Here is a 17,795-nt window from a genome sequence, read left to right on the forward strand (position 1 = left end):
CGCGTAGAAGCCGCCGAGTGCGCGCGCAATATTTCGCGGCACCGTGTTTCGGGTAATCGAAACCATCGGTGTTTTCGCCTCCCCCCACGGATCAGGCTCTCGAACCAGGGTTCCGAGAAACCATACCTCAGGGTATGTGAGGCGACAAGCGTCAGCGGCGATGCCGCTGCCCATAAGGAAACCTATGCGGACACGGAGGGATCCTGGTCGAGGAGCTGTGCGAGTTCTGCTGTCAACAGGCGGAATTCACTTTCGGCCTTCTCCCGCACCCAGACGGGGTCCGTGCAGTGCCATCGTTCGGCGGAGAGTGTGCGCGTGAGAATCTTGAACGTTGCCGTGTGGGGAAGGCTGCGGGCGACCCTGACGAACGTCGGGAGCTGTTTCGGCCCGAGATCCGCTCGAGTATCGAGGAATTCGGCAAAGGCAGCCGGATCGAACTCGTCATCGACAGCGGGGACCACCGCGATCATCACCCGGTCGCCCACGAAGCGGTCGGGCACGGCGTACACCGACACCTGCGCGAACCCTGGGTACCGTGACAGTACCCGTTCGATGGGTGCAGCACCGAGGTTCTCGCCGTCCACGCGTAGCCATCCCGAACTGCGACCCGCAAAGTACACGAACCCCTCGGCGTCACGGTATGCGAGATCGCCACTGTGGTAGCGGCCGTTCCTCAGCCGCTCGGCATCGGCCTCGGGGTTCTTGTAGTACCCCGCGAACGCACCTGCGCCATCCGAGTTGACCAGCTCCCCGGTAGCCTCGTCGGCATTGACGATCCGCCCGTCGTCGTCGAACACTGCCGGCGGACACGGCAGCCCGGTTTCGGTATCGAGGATCTCGATGCCATCGGGAAGCAGTCCCAGCGACCCGGCGGGCCTGCCGACGGTTGCGCGGATCGCGATTCCGCCCTCGGTGGAACCGAATCCGTCCACGACGGTCGCGTCGAATCGACGGCCGAATTCCGCGACCGCGGGCGCACTGCCCTCGTTGCCGTACATGATGCGTAGTGGATTGTCGGCGTCATCGGGTCGTTCGGGTGTGGCGACGACGTAGGACAGCGGCTTTCCCACGTAGTTCGCGTATGTGACTCCGAATTTCCGCAGGTCGGGCAGGAACCCGGACGCGGAGAACCGTCGACGCAACGCGATTCCGCTCCGAGCGCCCAACGCCACGCCCCAGCCTGCCATCATGGCGTTCGAATGGAACATCGGCATCGAGAGATAGACCGTGTCGGCCGGCCCCAGGCCGAACCTCCCGGCCAGCATCGTCCCGGGATCGGTGATCTTCGCGTGCGTGCATCGCACGGCCTTCGGGTCTCCGCTGGTGCCGGAAGTGAAGATCAACATGAAGAGATCGTCGGGCGCGATGTCGTCGACGACCTGATCGGAGCCCTCGTACGGGGCGATCGCGGCGTGCCACTCGTCGGAATCGATGTCGATCACCCGCACACCGGGAAGATCGAGTCCGGTGAGAAGTCCGATGTGTGCGGTCTCGGTGAACACCACCTGACAATCCGCAAGCAGGATGTCGCGGGCGAGCGCCTCACCCCGCCGAGTGGTGTTCAGGCCGGCAACCACGGACCCCGAGAACGCCGCTGCCCCGAGCAGCAGCGAGAACTCCGGCACGTTGTCGAGCAGCACGCCGAAATGGCGCGGACGCGACGGATCGAGCGTCTCGCGCAGCATCGCTGCTCGATCGTGGGAAAGTGCGACGTGCGCCCTCCACGAGACGAAGGCATCCTCGAACCACATTCCGCGGTCGTCGACCTCGGCCAGTCGGCCGAGGAGGGCGGTAACGGTGTCGGGCATGGTGCTTACCTCCGGGCGTCAGGCAGGCGCGTCGGCGAGTTCCCGGCCGAGTGCACGCAACTGTGTCGTGGCGGATCCCAGCAGGAATTCGTGCTGTTTCGCAACGAGGAAGTACCGGTGAACGGGATGATCCTCGTCGAGCCCGACCCCACCGTGGACGTGTACGACGGTGTGTGCGACCCGGTGCCCCGCGTCGGCGGCCCAGAATGCCGCGGTGCGTAGGGCGGTGGTGTAGGGCGCGTGCTGCTCGGCGTCATGGAGGTCGCTCTGAGCAATCCGGTAGGCGGCCTGCCACAACGTCAGCCGAACGCCTCTGACGTCGATGTACGCGTCGGCCAGGCGTTGAGCGACGGCCTGGAAACTTCCGATGGGACGGTCGAACTGGACACGCTCGCGGGCGTAGTCGGCGGTGAGTTCGAGCGCCCGGTCCAACGCTCCACACTGGTAGGCAGCCGACCCGAGGAGGAACCGGTCGCGCAACCGGGCCGCGACGGTGGCACCGTCCGAGCCGAGAATGCGATCCGGTCCGAGTGCGACCCCGTCCAGCGTCACGATGCCCGTGGATCCGAAACTCGTGGTCTGCTGTGGAGTGACGCTCACGCCGGGATCGTCGGCGCGCACCAGGAACACCGCGACCCCGTCGTCCGTGGTGGCGGGCACGAGGAAGCCGTCGGCGACAGGTGCGGTGTCGACCACGATCTTGGTGCCGTTCAGTATGTGACCGGAACCTGATGCGGTGGCCGAGGTAGTGGGGTGGAGCGGATCGTCGTTGACCTCTTCGACCAGTGCGGCCGTCAGAACTTTCTCGCCGGTCCCCGCGGGCTCACCCCACTCCTGTCGCTGTGACTCCGACCCGAATTCCGCTATCGCGGAGGCGGAGACGACGACCGACGTGAGATAGGGGACCGCCGCAGCGCCGCGTCCGAGTTCGATGAGAACAGCGGCCTGTTCGAGAGGGCCGAATCCGTCGCCGCCGACCGAATTCGGCAGTGCGGCGCCGAGCACGCCCGACGACGCAAGTGCATCCCACAGGACGTGATCGGTGCGGTCGTCTGCGGCATCGAGGTTGCGCTGGTGTTCGTCTGTGACGATGCCGGTGACGATGGTGCGCGTGAGTTCCGAGAGGTCCTGCTGCGCTTCGGTGAGAGTGAAATCCACGGTGGACGTCCTTTCTAGCGCTTGGAAGGCGGCATGCCGAGTGCGGTCATCGCGATGATGTCGCGCTGCACTTCGTTGGTGCCGCCGCCGAAGGTGAGGATCAGCGAACTGCGATGCATCCGCTCGATACGTCCGCGCAGCAGTGCGCCGGGAGAGTTCTGCCGCACTGTCGCCGCGGGGCCGAGAATCTCCATGAGCAGGCGATACGCCTCGGTGGCGAACTCCGTTCCGAAGACCTTGTTGGCCGAGGCAGGCGCGGGTCCGAGCGGACCGGTGCCGGAAGCGATGTCCCAGTTCATGAGCTGGAGGTACTCGGCCTTGGCGTGCACCCGTGCCAGGTTGACCTGAACCCATTCCTGGTCGATCACCCGCCGTCCGTCCGGAAGCTGCGTCTGCTGGGCCCAGGCCCGGACTTCGCGCAGCGCACTGAGGATGGGCCCGGCGGAGGTCAGGGCGACCCGCTCGTGATTGAGCTGGTTGGTGATCAGTGCCCAGCCACCGTTCTCCTCTCCGACGAGTGCGGAGGCCGGGACCCGGACATCCTGATAGTAGGTGGCGCTCGTGTCGGGCCCCGCCATGGTGTGCACCGGTGTGTACGAGAATCCCTCGGCGTCGGTGGGGACGATGAGGATGCTTATTCCCTTGTGCTTCTTTGCATCAGGATCGGTGCGGACCGCGAGCCAGACGTAGTCGGCGTAGGCGATCAGACTCGTCCACATCTTCTGGCCGTTGATCACCCACTCGTCGCCGTCGCGCACGGCACTGGTGCGCAGCGACGCAAGATCGGTGCCCGCTTCCGGCTCGGAGTATCCGATGGAGAAGTGGAGTTCACCGGCGGAGATACGCGGGAGGAAGTACGCCTTCTGTTCGTCGGTGCCGTAGTGCATGATCGTCGGCGCGACCGAGTCGATGGTCAGGAATGGAACGGGCGCTCCTGCGATGGCAGCTTCGTCGCTGAAGATCAGCTGATCCATCGCGGGACGGTTCTGGCCACCGAATTCCTCCGGCCAGCCGAGCGTGAGCCATCCGTCCTTTCCCATCTGCTGGACGACCTCGCGGTATACGTTGCCCGAGCCGTACTCGCCGGTGGTGGCGGCAAGCGCCTCGCGTCGTTCCTCCGTCATCAGGTCGGCGAAGTATCCGCGCAGTTCCGCGCGCAGCCGTTGCTGCTCGGGGGTGTAGTTGATGTCCACGAACGCTCCTTCGTCGTCATCGGATCCGACGAATCATTGCACAGAATTGTAACGCGTTCTAGTGTGAGTTCGAATGACTCGTACGGCGAGGAAATGAGGTCCGGAAAATGGATGTCGAGGTCGACTTCGACCGCTGTGAGGCCAATGGAGTGTGCGTGGGTATCGCACCCGAGGTCTTCGATCTGAACGACGACGACGAACTGATCGTTGTGCACCCCACTCCCGCGGGGAGTGAGGATCTCGTTCGTGACGCAATCGCGCAGTGCCCGCGCGCGGCGCTGTCCGAGGTCCGGTAGCGCTGGAACACCTCACCGGGTCTTGCCACAGACAGGAACAAGTTCTAGATTTCGGGGCGGCTTCGGATCACCGGGGTGGACCACGGGCGAGGGCATTTCGCATGTCGGCCCGATTTCGCAAGGGAGTACGTGAATGAGTGCTGTCGGCAACGGTCGCGACGAGAATGTGTCGCTCGAGGGCAAAGTTGCGGTCGTCACCGGAGCCGGCGCAGGGCTCGGACGCGCAGAGGCGCTCGGTCTCGCCCGCGCCGGCGCGAGGGTGGTCATCAACGATCTTGCTCCCGGTGACGCGGTGGACGACACGCTCGCGCAGATCCGGGCGCTGGGAGTCGACGCGGAGTTCGTGCCCGGCAGCGTCGCCGAACGGGAGACTGCCGATGCGATGGTCGCCACCGCTGTGGATCGATTCGGCGGCCTCGACATCGTCGTCAACAATGCCGGTGTCGTCCGAGACCGGATGCTTCCGAACATGTCGGACGAGGAATGGGACACGGTCGTCTCGGTGCACCTGCGCGGTCATTTCCTCTTGTGCCGCAATGCCGCCGCCTACTGGCGCGGCAAGTCGAAAGAGGTCGGCGGCCCGGTGTACGCACGGATCGTGAACACCTCGTCCGAAGCTGGGCTTCTCGGCCCCGAAGGTCAGGCCAACTACGGTGCGGCGAAGGCGGGGATCACTTCGCTCACCGTGTCGGCGGCACGGGGGCTGTCGCGGTACGGTGTCCGCGCCAACGCGATCTGCCCCCGCGCTCGCACCGCGATGACCGAAGCGGTATTCGGCGGCGCACCCGACGGGGAGATCGATCCTCTTTCTCCCGACCATGTCGCATCTCTCGTGTCTTATCTCGCCTCGCCCGCGGCGGAGGAGATCAACGGCCAGGTTTTCATCGTCTACGGCCCGATGGTTGCGCTGATGGCGCCGCCGACCGTCGAGCAACGCTTCGACGCGGTCGGGCAGTGGACTCCCGCTGCGCTCGCGTCCGAACTCGGTGGGTACTTCTCCGACCGTGATCCGGCCAGAACGTTCTCCGCGTCTGCGGCTCTCGATCTGTGATTCACCTCTAAGCTTTGGAGGAGGACCGACTCGGACGTTCGTCCGGATCGGGTTTCCTGCAACTGGCGGTGTCGGTTACTGTGCGATCCGGATGTTGTTGCGTGGCGACGTCTGGATACCGGCGTCCGAAAGCGTGTCCTTGCGGATGCCGAAAACAGAATGAGAATCTGTTCTAATTTTTGCTGGCGGACGCCGACGAATTCGCTGTCGTGACCGAACGGATCTGCAAATAAAAGAGGTTCCTCTCGCGCTCGAATACCCGATGAAATCCCAGCGTAAACCGCGTTATGTCGGCCGAATCCTCTCGGCTCGACCGTATTTTCCGACTGTGACACAGCCCCTCCGAGCCGCGGAAGCGATGCATCTTTGACACGTGAACACGTTCTAGTTAATATGACGCGGGTCACAGCAGTACTGCTGCTGTGGTGTGGTGCGAGCGAATCAGCGAACGAAGGGGGAGTGCGGTGGTAGACCTCTTCGAAGTTCCTCTTCGCGCCGTCGGTGGTCTGTTCGCCATGACGGGCGAGACCGCGCGTGCCGCGTTCGTCCGTCCGTTTCAGCGACGCGAATTCATCGACCAGGCATGGTTTGTCGCCAGGGTCTCCCTGATGCCGACCATCCTCGTCGCGGTTCCGTTCACCGTGCTCGTCAGCTTCACGCTGAACATCCTGCTGAGGGAGATCGGTGCGGCCGACCTCAGCGGTGCGGGAGCCGCACTGGGTGCCGTCACCCAGGTCGGCCCCATGGTCACCGTGCTCATCGTCGCCGGCGCAGGAGCCACCGCGATCTGCGCCGATCTGGCCGCGCGCACCATTCGCGAGGAGATCGACGCGATGAAGGTGCTCGGTATCAATCCGATCCAGCGTCTCGTCGTACCGCGCGTTCTCGCGTCCACGGTGGTCGCGCTACTGCTCAACGGGCTTGTCTGCACCATCGGCATCCTCGGTGGTTTCGGATTCTCGGTCTTCTTCCAAGGCGTGAACCCGGGCGCCTTCGTCAACGGCATCACACTGCTCACCGGATTCGGGGAACTCATGATCTCCCAGGTCAAGGCCGGGCTGTTCGGCATGATCGCCGGACTCGTCGCCTCATACCTCGGTCTGAATGTGCGAGGCGGCGCCAAGAGCGTCGGCGACGCTGTCAACCAGACGGTCGTATTCGCCTTCATGGCGCTCTTCGTCGTCAACCTCCTCGTCACCGCGGTCGGCATCAAGCTCACGGGCGGATGAGGGGGATACACGATGGCATTGATGACAGGTCGGTTCCCCAGAGCTGCGCGACGACTCGGTAACACGTCGAAGTCGATCGACAAGGTCGGCGAACAAGCGCTCTTCTTCGCTCGCGCTCTCGGCACCATGCCGCGCGCGGTGATGCACTATCCGAAGGAGACCGTGCGGTTGATCGCGGAGATCAGCATGGGCACAGGCGCCCTCGCGGTGATCGGCGGAACCGTGGTGATCGTCGGCTTCCTGACCTTGTTCACCGGCGGCATCATCGCCGTGCAGGGATTCAGCTCGCTCGGCAATATCGGCGTCGAGGCGCTCACGGGCTTCTTCGCAGCGTTCATCAACGTGCGAATCGCTGCCCCGACAATTGCCGGCATCGGTCTCGCGGCGACGATCGGAGCCGGCTCCACGGCGCAGCTCGGCGCGATGCGTGTCTCCGAAGAGATCGACGCGCTGGAGACCATGGCGATCCCGTCGATCCCCTACCTCGTCTCGACCCGCGTGATGGCGGGGATGATCTCGATCATCCCGCTGTACTCGCTCGCGGTCATCGCGTCGTTCATCGCCAGCCGGTTTGCAACCGTCGTGCTCTACGGGCAGTCGGCGGGCGTGTACGACCACTATTTCTCGACCTTTCTCATCCCGACCGACATCCTGTGGTCGTTCGTGCAGGCCATAGTGATGGCGGTCGCGGTGATGCTCATCCACACCTACTACGGTTTCAACGCGAGTGGAGGGCCGGTCGGTGTCGGCGTGGCCGTCGGAAACGCGGTGCGGGCCTCGTTGATCGCGGTCGTGACGGTGACCCTCCTGATCTCCCTTGCGGTGTACGGCACCTCCGGCAACTTCAATCTGTCGGGATAGGGCGCGCATGGAAACCGCTTCGTGGAAGAAGAAACTTGCCGCCGCCGGAATGGTCGGCGGACTGGCAGTGGTCATCGTCGTGGCATTGACATTGTTCGTCGGTGGATTCACCTCCACCACACCCATCACCGTCACCTCGGCGCGCTCCGGTCTGGTGATGGAAACCGATGCCAAGGTGAAACTGCGCGGCGTCGAGGTGGGCAGGGTCGCCTCGATCGAGCACAGCCCGAACGGGGCCGTCCTCGAACTCGCGATGCAGCCGGGCCAGATGGATCTCATTCCGTCGAACGCAAAGGTCGCGATCGAATCGACCACTGTGTTCGGTGCCAAGTTCGTCAACATCATCGTGCCGGACGATCCGTCGTCCACTCCGTTGGAGGAGGGCGCGGTGATCGCGGCCGACAGCGTGACCGTCGAGTTCAACACCGTTTTCGAGCACCTGTCCGATGTCCTGGCGCAGATCCAGCCCGAGAAGCTCAACGCGACCCTCGGCGCATTGTCCGAAGCGCTGTCCGGGCGCGGCGACGACCTCGGCGCGACCCTCGTCGCCGCAGACGAATACCTCGTCGAGATGAATCCTTCTTTGCCGCAATTGGAATACGATCTCGAGGTCGGCGCGGATGTCGCACAACTGTATGCTGATGTGGCTCCGGATCTGATGACCACCATCGGCAATGCGACCGATGTGGGCAACACCGTCGTCGACGAGCAGGAGCAGCTCGATCTGCTGCTGATGAATCTCACCGGGCTCGCAAATACCGGGCGGGACGTTCTGGGGGAGAACGAGTCCCAGCTCACCACCGCGCTCGATGTCCTGACGGATACGACCACACTGCTCGGTGAGTACTCGCCCGAACTCACCTGTTTCATCGTCGGACTCAACGACGCCCGTGTCGCATTCGAGCCGATGGCGGGCACCGGGAAGTACCCGGCCCTGATGCTCAGCACCAGCTTCATGGGTGGTGCCACCCCTTACAACCAGGAGGAGGATCTGCCTGTGGTCGGTGCGTCGGGCGGTCCCAACTGCCACGGTCTGCCGAATTTCGATCCGGTCCGCGACGGCAATGCATCGTTCCTGGTGACCGATACAGGGACCGTCCCGTACAAGCCTGCCACCGAAGCGTGGATCCGGTACCCGACGATCTTCGGGTTCCTGTTCGGCGACTACCTTCCGGCAGGGCAGTGACCATGAGGGAATCCACGGTCAAGTTCTCGATTTTCGCGCTGGTCATGGTGCTCGTGTTCGCGGGGCTCGCGGTGGTGTTCAGTCAGGCGCGTTTCACCGGAACGGAGGACTACCACGCCACGTTCACCGACGTATCGGGACTCGAAACCGGCGACAAGGTGCGAATCGCGGGGGTCCAGGTCGGGTCGGTCACGGGAGTCGACATCGGAGACGGCAACCACGCCGAAGTGGACTTCGATGTCGATTCCCACCAGACACTTTTCGCCAGTACCCGTGCGACCGTGCGCTACGAGAATCTGGTCGGCGACCGCTACCTCGAACTTCTCGAGGGGCCGGGCAGCATCGACATTCTCGGGGCAGGCGGCAGTATTCCTGTCGAGCAGACCGAGCCTGCCCTCGATCTCGACCTTCTGCTCGGGGGATTCAAACCCCTGCTCAAAGGGCTCGACTCGAAACAGGTGAACGATCTGTCGGGTGCGTTGCTGCAGGTCTTCCAGGGGCAGGGCGACGCATTGGTCTCGTTGCTCGGCTCCACGAATTCGTTCACCAATTCGATTGCGGACCGCGATCAATTGATAGGGGACGTGATCGACAATCTCAATGGCGTCCTCGGGACGATCGACGACCACGATCGTGAGTTCACCGAGACGATCGATCAGTTGCATGCCTTGGTCGGTGGACTCGCAGAAGACAAGGATCCGATCGGCGCCGCCATCCCGCAGATCGCCGCAGGCACCGCAGATCTCGCATCGCTGCTGCAGAACACGCGTCCCGACCTGCAGTCGGTGATCGCGCAAACGAACCGCACCATGACGCAACTGGACCTCGGAGAGGACGACATCAACGCCACCCTCGAACGGCTGCCGTCGGACTACAAGAAGCTCATCCGCGTCGGTGCGTACGGAAACTTCTTCCAATTCTTCCTGTGTGCCAACACCTTCAAGCTGTCGGGGCCGGACGGAACGACCATCCGATACACGACCGCTGCACAGACGACCGGAAGGTGTGCAAAACTCGAATGAGTGGAATCCGAGAACCCGACACACTCCGGATCGGCGCTGTCGGTCTTGCAGTGTCCGTCGCGATCGTGGTTGCGGGACTGCAGTACGACCAACTGCAGTTTCTTTCCGGTGGACTGACCTACTCGGCGCGGTTCGCAGATGCAGGTGGCCTCATTCCCGGTGACGACGTCACCCTTTCCGGAGTAGACGTCGGGTCCGTGACCGACGTCGCCCTCGACGGGGATGCCGTGCTCGTGACTTTCTCCGTCCGCGACGGCATCGCTCTCGGCGACGGTACCGGGGCCGATATCAAGACCAACACGGTGCTGGGCGCCAAATCCCTCGCCGTCCGCCGGGGTGGGCAAGGCGTGATGCGTCCGGGGACGGTGATCGCCCTCGACCGCACCAACTCGCCGTACTCGCTGACCGACGCACTCGGTGACCTCACGACGACCACGTCGGAGCTCGACACCGAACAGATCAACGAATCGCTCGAAGCGTTGTCGGATACGTTGCAGGACACACCACCCGAGATCCGCGGTGCCCTCGAAGGAATGACCCGGCTGTCGCAGTCGATCAACGCGCGCGACGAATCCCTGTCGCAACTGCTCGAACGTGCCGAGGACGTCACCGGCATCCTGGCCGAGCGCAGCGATCAGGTCAACGAACTGATCGTCGACGCCAACTCACTGTTCGGCGAACTGAGCCTGCGACGCGATGCCATCACCGAACTCATCGCGAATATCTCGGCAGTGTCGCGGGAATTGACCGGTCTCGTCCAGGACAACCAGGCGCAGATGGGCCCGACGCTAGAGGTGCTCAACAGGGTCACCGAGAATTTGCAGGCCAACAAGGACAACATCGCCGGTGCGCTCGACGGGCTCGGCCCTTACATCAGTGCTCTCGGCGAATCCGTCGCGAGCGGGCCGTTCTTCAATGCCTATGTGTCGAACATTCTCCCGGCGCCGTGGTGGAAGGCCATCGTGGACAGTCAACTGGCACCCGACCTGCTGCCGCAGGATCTGCAGGACGTGATCCCCAAGGAACCGCCGTCGATCAAGAGGGATGGCGAATGAACGCGCACACCACACCCACCGAGAACGCGGGCCGAAGCCGCCCGGCATGGCTGCTGCCTGCGATTGCAGGCATCGTGATCGTCGCGCTCGTGGCGGTTGGTCTCACAGTGTTCCTCGGTCTGGGTAAACGTACGATCCATGCCGAATTCCTTTCCACAAGTGGGCTGTACGAGGGCGACGACGTGAGGGTGCTGGGTGTGTCGGTCGGGAAGATCACCGACATCGAACCCGGCGACGAGGTGGTGCGCGTGAGTATGCAGGTCGACGACTCGGTCGATGTTCCCGCCGACGCCAAGGCCGTGATCATCGCCCAGAGTCTCGTGTCGGCGCGCTTCGTCCAGCTCACACCGGTCTACACCGGTGGAGACGAGATCGCCGACGATGCAACCATTCCGGTGGAGCGCACCGCATCTCCCGTGGAATGGGACGAGATCAAAGCAGAGTTGATGCGACTGTCGGAAGCGCTCGGCCCGGAAGAACTCGATCCGCAGGGCTCTCTCGGCCGATTCATCGACACCGCCGCGGAGAATCTCGACGGAAACGGCGCGACCATCAACAGCACACTTCGGGAACTGTCCGATACCATGCACACCCTGTCGGAAGGCCGAACAGATCTGTTCGGCACCGTCCGCAACCTGCAGACCTTCGTGTCGGTGCTCTCTCAGAGCAACGAGCAGATCGTGCAGTTCGGCGGTCGATTGGCATCCGTGTCGAATGTGCTGGCCGAAAGCTCCGACCAGCTGGGCGTCTCGCTCACCGATCTGAATGTGGCGGTCGGAGATGTGCAGCGATTCGTGCAGGACAACCGCGCGGGCCTGACCGAATCGGTGCAGCGACTTGCTGACGCCACAGAAGTGCTCGCCCGCAAGCGTCCCGAAATCGAACGTGTGCTGCATTCCGGCCCGACCGCCCTGTCGAACTTCTACAACATCTACAAGCCGGCGCAGGGTTCGCTCACCGGTGCTCTCGCGATCAACAACGCTGCCAACCCGATCGAGTGGATGTGTGGATCCGTTGGTGCCGCTGCGAATGCGACGTCCGAGCGCAGTGAGGAACTGTGCCGACAGCAACTCGGTCCTGTCCTGTCGTCGATCCAGGCCAATTACCTCCCGGTGCTGGCCAATCCACTGGCCGGTGTCCAAGCGTTCCCCGACCAGATCGAGTACTCCGAACCGGGGCTCGAAGAGGCGTCTGCCGGGCGAGGAACCGCTCCGGAGCAGCCCGCGATGCCGGCGTCGCCGCTCGACGGGCTGATTCAGGGGATGCCCGGCGTCAGCGTTCCGGGCGACCTGGGGTCGCTGCTACAGCCGGGAGGCGGACGGTGAGAATGCGGAGCAGAGCCGCGCGGTTCGTCGCGGCGGCAACGACGGTGGTCGCGGCTGTCACGCTGTCCGGGTGCGAGTGGAACGGGCTCAATTCCGTCCCGATGCCCGGGGCTGCGGGACGTGGCGACGACGCGTACCAGGTCCAGATACGAATGCCGAACGTCACGACACTGACGCAGAATTCGCCGGTTCGGATCGACGACGTCACCGTCGGTTCCATCGAGAACATCGAGGTCGAGAACTGGCACGCACTCGTGACGGTGTCGCTCGAGGGCGACGTCGAATTGCCCGCCAATGCGACGGCGCGCATCGGTCAGACGTCGCTTCTCGGGTCGCAACATCTCGAACTCGCGGCACCGACCACAGAACCGCCCGAGGGGAGGCTGGAACCGGGCGACATCATCCCGATCGAGCGCGCGGGTGCGTATCCCACGACGGAGCAGACCCTGTCCTCACTGTCCGTCGTGCTCAATGGTGGTGGCCTCGCACAGATCAACGACATCACCACCGAGCTCAATGCGGCTCTCGTCGGTCGTGAGGATTCGATTCGAGATCTGCTACCGCGCCTCGACGAGCTCGTCTCCACACTCGACACGCAACGCGAGGACATCGTGTCGGCGCTAGAGGGGATGGATCGTCTCGCGTCCACGGTGAACAATCAGAACGAAACGCTCGTTCGAGCGTTGGAGGAGCTTCCCCCGGCTCTCGGTGTGCTCACCGACCAACGGCAGAACCTCACATCGGCCATCACCTCGCTCGGCGAGCTGAGCACAACCGCGAGCCGGCTCGTCGAGAACAGCGGTGACGATCTGAAGACCAACCTGCAGGCGCTGTCTCCGACGCTGCGTGCACTCGCAGATTCAGGCAGTGCATTGACCGAGGTGCTCGGTGTGCTGTTGACCTATCCGTTCCCGCAGGCGGGCATCGACCAGATCATCCGCGGCGACTACGCGAATCTTGCAATGACGATCGATCTGACTCTCGACCGGCTCGACCTGAACTTCCTGACCGGAACTCCACTGGCCGGACGACTGGCAGGCCCCGAAGGCATCCTCGGTACGGATGCCGGTCTTGCGGCGCAGGCGGTCGACCCCTTCCAAGCGCCGTTGGCACCGCCTCCGGCTGCGCCGCCTGTCCCGGAAGGAACAGTGACGATCCCGGGAATCGGCGAGATCAAGATTCCAGGGCTGCCATGGGAGGTGCCTGCGCCATGATGCTCACCAGGTTCGTCCGTATCCAGCTCTCGATTTTCGCGGTGCTCACCGTGATCGGGCTGGTGGTCATGTCGCTGGTGTACGTGCGCCTTCCACAACTGGTGGGCATCGGTCAGTACAACGTCACCGTCGAATTGGCATCGACCGGTGGCCTCTATCCGCATTCGAACGTGACGTATCGAGGGAACACCGTCGGCACGGTCACGAGCGTGACCTTGTCGCCGGTGGGTGTCGACGCGATGTTGTCCATTGATTCAGGACAGAAGATTCCGGCCGATGTCGACGCAGCGGTACGCAGTGTTTCCGCGGTCGGTGAACAGTACGTCGATCTTGTGCCGCATGAGAATTCGTCGTCGGACCAACACCTCGGCGACGGCGATGTGATTCCCCTCGATCGCACGACGGTGCCCCAGGAGGTCGGGGCACTGCTCGATCAGGCGGATGTCCTGCTCGCCAGCATCTCCGACACGCGATTGCAGACCGTCGTCGACGAGGCATTCGACGCGTTCAACGGGACCGGGCCGGAACTGCAGCAGCTGATCGACTCGACGCGTTTGTTCGTGCAGGAGGCGTCGGCGAATTCCGTCGAAACACGCCGCCTCCTGGACGAAATCGGGCCCCTGCTGGACACCCAGGTGGTCACGAGTGATTCGATCCGCTCGTGGACCCGCGATATGGTGACCTTCACCGATCGGCTCCGCGAGAGCGATCCGGATCTGCGCGCACTCATGGAGAAGGGGCCCGCGGCTGCCGCGGAGGCGGAAACTCTTCTGCAGGAGCTGCGTCCGACATTGCCGCTGCTGCTCGCCAATCTGGTGAGCGTCGGTGAGGTCGGGGTGATCTACAACGCGGGGATCGAGCAGATTCTGGTGCTGTACCCGCCGATGACGACCGCTCTGATCACCGCTGCAGGCGGCGGCCCCGCGGAGGACGGTGCGGTTGTCGACTTCCATCTGCAATTGCACGACCCGCCGCCGTGCCTGTCCGGTTTCGTTCCACCCGACCAGTGGCGCAGCCCAGCGGACACCTCGGTGGTGGACACTCCAGACAACATCTTCTGTCAACTGCCGCAATCGGATCCGAATGCAGTACGTGGTGCGCGGAATGTACCGTGCATGGAGTACCCCGGCCGGCGGGCGCCGACCCCCGAGATGTGCCGTACGGGCTACACGCCGGGCTACTCGGACAACCCGTGGCGGGGTGCCCCCACGCCGGTGCAGTCGGAGAACGACATGCCGACTCCCGCGTCGTATTCCGAGGGTGACGCCGATGCGGCGCCCGCAGGCGTGACCGCGCGCCGGGTCGATCCGGAAACCGGCACGTACATTGGACCGGACGGCACTGTGTTCCGGCACACCGACCTCGGAGATGGGACGAGTTTGGAAACCTATATGAAGGCACAACAGGGCTGATGGCTGACGAGAACGAGAACCCCGAAGCAGACACCGCCGACGCGGGCAAGGTCGAGCCGACCAAGGTCGAGCTGAGCAAGGCCGGTGAACCCGAAGTACGCGAGGATGCCGCTACCGCTCCGCGGTGGGCCAAACCCGCCACGATCGTCGCATCGGTGCTGATCGTCGCGCTCGTCGCGGCGGGAGCGTGGTTGCTGTTCGAACGACAATCGGCAGCCGATCACAGCGACCGTCGCGAGGAGTATCTGCAGGCTGCGCGACAGACCGTGCTCAACCTGACGAATATTCAGGCCGACACAGCCGACGCCGATGTCAAACGGCTCATGGAGGGCGCTACCGGCGACTTCAAGGCAGAGTTCGAAGGTCGTGAAGGGCCGTTCGTCGAGGTCGTGCAGCAGGCGGGTGTCACCACCACGGGGGAGGTGCTCGAAGCAGGCATCCAGAACGAGGACGGCGCGTGCACGGCGTCGCTGGTCGCGTCTCGCGCAATGGTGAGCAACGCCGAGCAGTCCGAACCGGAGCCCCGCGATTTCCGCCTCCGCGTCACGGTCTGTGACGAGGACGGCCGGTTGCTGGCGTCGAAGGTGGAGTTCGTGCCGTGAGCGATGATCGGAAGGAAGAGCCCGTGACAGCTGTCGACACGGATGTCGAAGACAAGGCGGAGGCCGGGGGCAACACGTCGGCCGGTAGCGATGCGACGTCGTCGACGTCGCGGCTGCCGCTGATCGCAGGTGCCCTCGGTGTGGTCGTTCTTGTCTTCGCGGTCTTCGTCGGGTGGCTGGGGTACGGCAAGATCCAGGACAGCGCGGCCGAATCGGCCAGAGCCGAGGCTGTGGCTGCGGCGGAGGAACAGTCGGTTGCGATGCTCGCCTACGACTTCGAGAACGTCGACGAGCAGGCAGCTGCCGCGGCCGAGGGACTCACCGGCGACTTCCGCGACGAGTACATGAACCTGATGCAGAACATCATCGCGCCCGGAGCCAAAGAGAAGTCGATCAGCGTGCAGGTGAGTGTGCAGGCCTCCTCGGTGGTGTCGGCCGACGCCGATCACGCAGTGACGTTGCTGTTCCTGAACCAGATCACCACCAGTTCCGAGAACCCGGAAGCCGTGAGCAGCGGGAGCCGGGTACGTGTGGAGCTCGAAAACCAGGACGGGAGTTGGCTCGTGAACCGATTGACACCCATCTAGGACGGGCGGTCAGATCGGCTCGCCGGTTTCCGCGGGGGCGACCAGCGCGGGACCGGCGGCCCCCTGGTGGGCGAGTGCGTCGAGAAACGCTCGGGCCCACCGATCCACGTCGTGGGTCAGAACCTGGCGGCGAAGAGCCCGCATCCGCTTGCGGCCCTCCTCACGGGTCTGCGTCAGCGCGGCCTCGAGTTTGTCTTTGACGTCTTCGAGGTCGTGCGGGTTGCACTGGTACGCCTGCTTCAATTCCTCGGCAGCACCGGTGAATTCGCTGAGAACGAGTGCTCCGCCCAGGTCGCTGCGACAGGCGATGTATTCCTTGGCGACGAGGTTCATGCCGTCGCGGAGTGGGGTGACGAGCATTGCGTCGGCTGCGACGAAGAATGCGATCAGGTCTTCGCGGGGCACCGGGCGGTGAATGTAATGCACGACCGGGCGACCGACCTCGGCGTATTCGCCGTTGATGCGACTGACAACCATCTCGATCTCGCCGCGCATCTGCACATACGATTCGACTCGTTCACGGCTCGGTGTCGCCAGCTGAACCATCACCGTTTCGGTGGGGTCGACGCGGCCTTCGGCGATGAGTTCTCGAAGGGCATCGAGGCGAATATCGATTCCTTTGGTGTAATCGAGCCGGTCGACGCCGAGCAGCACTTTGGCCGGATTTCCGAGTTCCTTGCGGATTGCCTTGGCGCGGGCACGGATCGATTTGCTTCGGGACTGCTCGTCCAGCGCTCCCGACGCAATGGAAATAGGGAAAGCTCCCACCCTGACGGTGCGGAAACCGACCTGCACCACACCGAGTTTGGAGCGCACACCGACCGTCCCACGGGAGGTCTGATGCCCGGCCAGGCGGCGGGCGAGATACAGGAAGTTCGTTGCACCGCCCGCGAGATGGAACCCGATGAGATCGGCGCCGAGAAGGCCTTCGACGATCTCGGTGCGCCACGGCATCTGCATGAACAGCTCGACCGGCGGGAACGGGATGTGAAGAAAGAACCCGATGGTGAGATCCGGCCGCAGCATTCGGAGCATCTTCGGGACCAACTGGAGCTGGTAGTCCTGGATCCACACCGTCGCGCCGTGCGCGGAGGCTTTCGCCGTTGCTTCTGCGAATCGCCGATTCACCTCGACGTAGGCGTTCCACCACTCGCGCCGGTACTCGGGGCGCACGATCACATCGTGGTAGAGCGGCCACAAGGTGGCGTTGGAGAAACCTTCGTAGTAGTCGGCTATCTCGTCAGCGCTGAGCGGGACGGGGTGCAGGACCATGTCGTCTTCGACGATGGGGTCGATGTCTGCATCCGCAACACCTGCCCAGCCCACCCATGCGCCGCGGTTACTGCGCAGGATCGGCTCCAGCGCGGTGACGAGACCACCCGGACTGCGCTTCCAGCGGGTGGAGCCGTCCGGGAGCCGTTCGAGGTCGACCGGGAGGCGGTTCGCGACGACCACGAAGTCCGATTCGGTGAACGTGTCGGAATCTTGGCGCGGTTCCGCCTCGCCGGTCGTCACATCGTGTCCTCTCCGCCTACGGTTCGTTGGTTCAGTTCTTGTCGAGCGGGCCGATGCCGAGCATCGACAGGAGCATGCGGCACTCGTCCGCATCCTCGGCATATGCGGCGACGACGCGCTGCGCCTGGCGTGCGGTTTCGTCGGCGAGGGGTTCGATCTCCTCGTCGACGATGTCTTTCGTTGTGGGTTCCGCGGCCATGATTGTCCTCCCGGGGTGACTGCTGTGAGCAGGCGCTCTACCCGACTCTATGAGAATCGGACGCGTCAACGCCACCCGCCTT

At 63.9% G+C, this 17,795-nt stretch carries 17 protein-coding genes; 12 read left to right on the top strand and 5 right to left on the bottom strand.

Going from position 1 to position 17,795, the window contains the following annotated elements; genetic code table 11:
• Window positions 1-182: 182 nt before the first annotated feature.
• The 3 genes from ACSYG9_RS13595 to ACSYG9_RS13605 are packed head-to-tail and all read right to left on the bottom strand — an operon-like array spanning window position 183 to window position 4,159.
• On the bottom strand, window positions 183-1,808 hold the full coding sequence (locus ACSYG9_RS13595) for a long-chain-fatty-acid--CoA ligase (protein ID WP_440123039.1): 1,626 nt from the start codon (window positions 1,806-1,808) through the stop codon (window positions 183-185).
• Between the two features lie 18 nt (window positions 1,809-1,826).
• Window positions 1,827-2,966, bottom strand: a complete 1,140-nt coding sequence (locus tag ACSYG9_RS13600) for an acyl-CoA dehydrogenase family protein (RefSeq protein WP_440123040.1) — start codon at window positions 2,964-2,966, stop codon at window positions 1,827-1,829.
• A gap of 14 nt (window positions 2,967-2,980) precedes the next feature.
• Window positions 2,981-4,159, bottom strand: coding sequence for an acyl-CoA dehydrogenase family protein (locus ACSYG9_RS13605; protein WP_440123041.1), 1,179 nt, complete (start codon window positions 4,157-4,159; stop codon window positions 2,981-2,983).
• 107 nt (window positions 4,160-4,266) lie between these two features.
• On the opposite strand from ACSYG9_RS13605, the gene ACSYG9_RS13610 reads away from it, so the two are divergent.
• The 12 genes from ACSYG9_RS13610 to ACSYG9_RS13665 all read left to right on the top strand — a co-directional run bounded on the left by ACSYG9_RS13610 (window position 4,267) and on the right by ACSYG9_RS13665 (window position 15,999).
• Window positions 4,267-4,455 carry a ferredoxin gene (locus ACSYG9_RS13610; protein ID WP_054714149.1) on the top strand — a complete coding sequence of 63 codons (189 nt, stop codon included), beginning with the start codon at window positions 4,267-4,269 and terminating at the stop codon, window positions 4,453-4,455.
• A 133-nt stretch (window positions 4,456-4,588) separates the two neighbouring features.
• Window positions 4,589-5,506, top strand: a complete 918-nt coding sequence (locus ACSYG9_RS13615; RefSeq protein ID WP_440123042.1) for a 3-oxoacyl-ACP reductase — start codon at window positions 4,589-4,591, stop codon at window positions 5,504-5,506.
• Between the two features lie 464 nt (window positions 5,507-5,970).
• Complete coding sequence (locus tag ACSYG9_RS13620; RefSeq protein ID WP_440123043.1) at window positions 5,971-6,735, top strand: ABC transporter permease; 765 nt, start codon at window positions 5,971-5,973, stop codon at window positions 6,733-6,735.
• 12 nt (window positions 6,736-6,747) lie between these two features.
• Window positions 6,748-7,596 carry an ABC transporter permease gene (locus ACSYG9_RS13625; protein ID WP_440123044.1) on the top strand — a complete coding sequence of 283 codons (849 nt, stop codon included), beginning with the start codon at window positions 6,748-6,750 and terminating at the stop codon, window positions 7,594-7,596.
• A 7-nt stretch (window positions 7,597-7,603) separates the two neighbouring features.
• A complete protein-coding gene (locus ACSYG9_RS13630; protein ID WP_440123045.1) occupies window positions 7,604-8,782 on the top strand; it encodes an MCE family protein in 1,179 nt (392 codons plus the stop codon).
• A 2-nt stretch (window positions 8,783-8,784) separates the two neighbouring features.
• On the top strand, window positions 8,785-9,804 hold the full coding sequence (locus ACSYG9_RS13635; RefSeq protein WP_440123046.1) for an MCE family protein: 1,020 nt from the start codon (window positions 8,785-8,787) through the stop codon (window positions 9,802-9,804).
• On the top strand, window positions 9,801-10,859 hold the full coding sequence (locus ACSYG9_RS13640) for an MCE family protein (RefSeq protein ID WP_454838684.1): 1,059 nt from the start codon (window positions 9,801-9,803) through the stop codon (window positions 10,857-10,859). The genes ACSYG9_RS13635 and ACSYG9_RS13640 overlap by 4 nt, the downstream gene beginning before the upstream one ends.
• Window positions 10,856-12,184 carry an MCE family protein gene (locus ACSYG9_RS13645; RefSeq protein WP_440123048.1) on the top strand — a complete coding sequence of 443 codons (1,329 nt, stop codon included), beginning with the start codon at window positions 10,856-10,858 and terminating at the stop codon, window positions 12,182-12,184. Before ACSYG9_RS13640 ends, ACSYG9_RS13645 begins: the two co-directional genes overlap by 4 nt.
• A gap of 2 nt (window positions 12,185-12,186) precedes the next feature.
• Complete coding sequence (locus tag ACSYG9_RS13650; RefSeq protein WP_440123049.1) at window positions 12,187-13,398, top strand: MCE family protein; 1,212 nt, start codon at window positions 12,187-12,189, stop codon at window positions 13,396-13,398.
• A complete protein-coding gene (locus ACSYG9_RS13655; protein WP_440123050.1) occupies window positions 13,395-14,810 on the top strand; it encodes an MCE family protein in 1,416 nt (471 codons plus the stop codon). The genes ACSYG9_RS13650 and ACSYG9_RS13655 overlap by 4 nt, the downstream gene beginning before the upstream one ends.
• Window positions 14,810-15,412 carry a hypothetical protein gene (locus ACSYG9_RS13660; RefSeq protein WP_454838686.1) on the top strand — a complete coding sequence of 201 codons (603 nt, stop codon included), beginning with the start codon at window positions 14,810-14,812 and terminating at the stop codon, window positions 15,410-15,412. Before ACSYG9_RS13655 ends, ACSYG9_RS13660 begins: the two co-directional genes overlap by 1 nt.
• Window positions 15,413-15,435: 23 nt before the next feature.
• Window positions 15,436-15,999, top strand: coding sequence for a twin-arginine translocation pathway signal (locus ACSYG9_RS13665; protein ID WP_454838688.1), 564 nt, complete (start codon window positions 15,436-15,438; stop codon window positions 15,997-15,999).
• A 9-nt stretch (window positions 16,000-16,008) separates the two neighbouring features.
• Here the strand turns inward: ACSYG9_RS13665 and ACSYG9_RS13670 are convergent, their stop codons facing one another.
• Together ACSYG9_RS13670 and ACSYG9_RS13675 are read right to left on the bottom strand one after the other, a co-directional pair.
• Window positions 16,009-17,514 (bottom strand): alpha,alpha-trehalose-phosphate synthase (UDP-forming), encoded by a 1,506-nt coding sequence (locus tag ACSYG9_RS13670; protein WP_454838690.1) that lies wholly within the window; start codon window positions 17,512-17,514, stop codon window positions 16,009-16,011.
• Window positions 17,515-17,545: 31 nt separating this feature from the next.
• Window positions 17,546-17,713, bottom strand: coding sequence for a hypothetical protein (locus tag ACSYG9_RS13675; protein ID WP_454838692.1), 168 nt, complete (start codon window positions 17,711-17,713; stop codon window positions 17,546-17,548).
• Window positions 17,714-17,795: the final 82 nt, after the last annotated feature.

Source organism: Rhodococcus sp. SJ-2, from assembly GCF_053750035.1.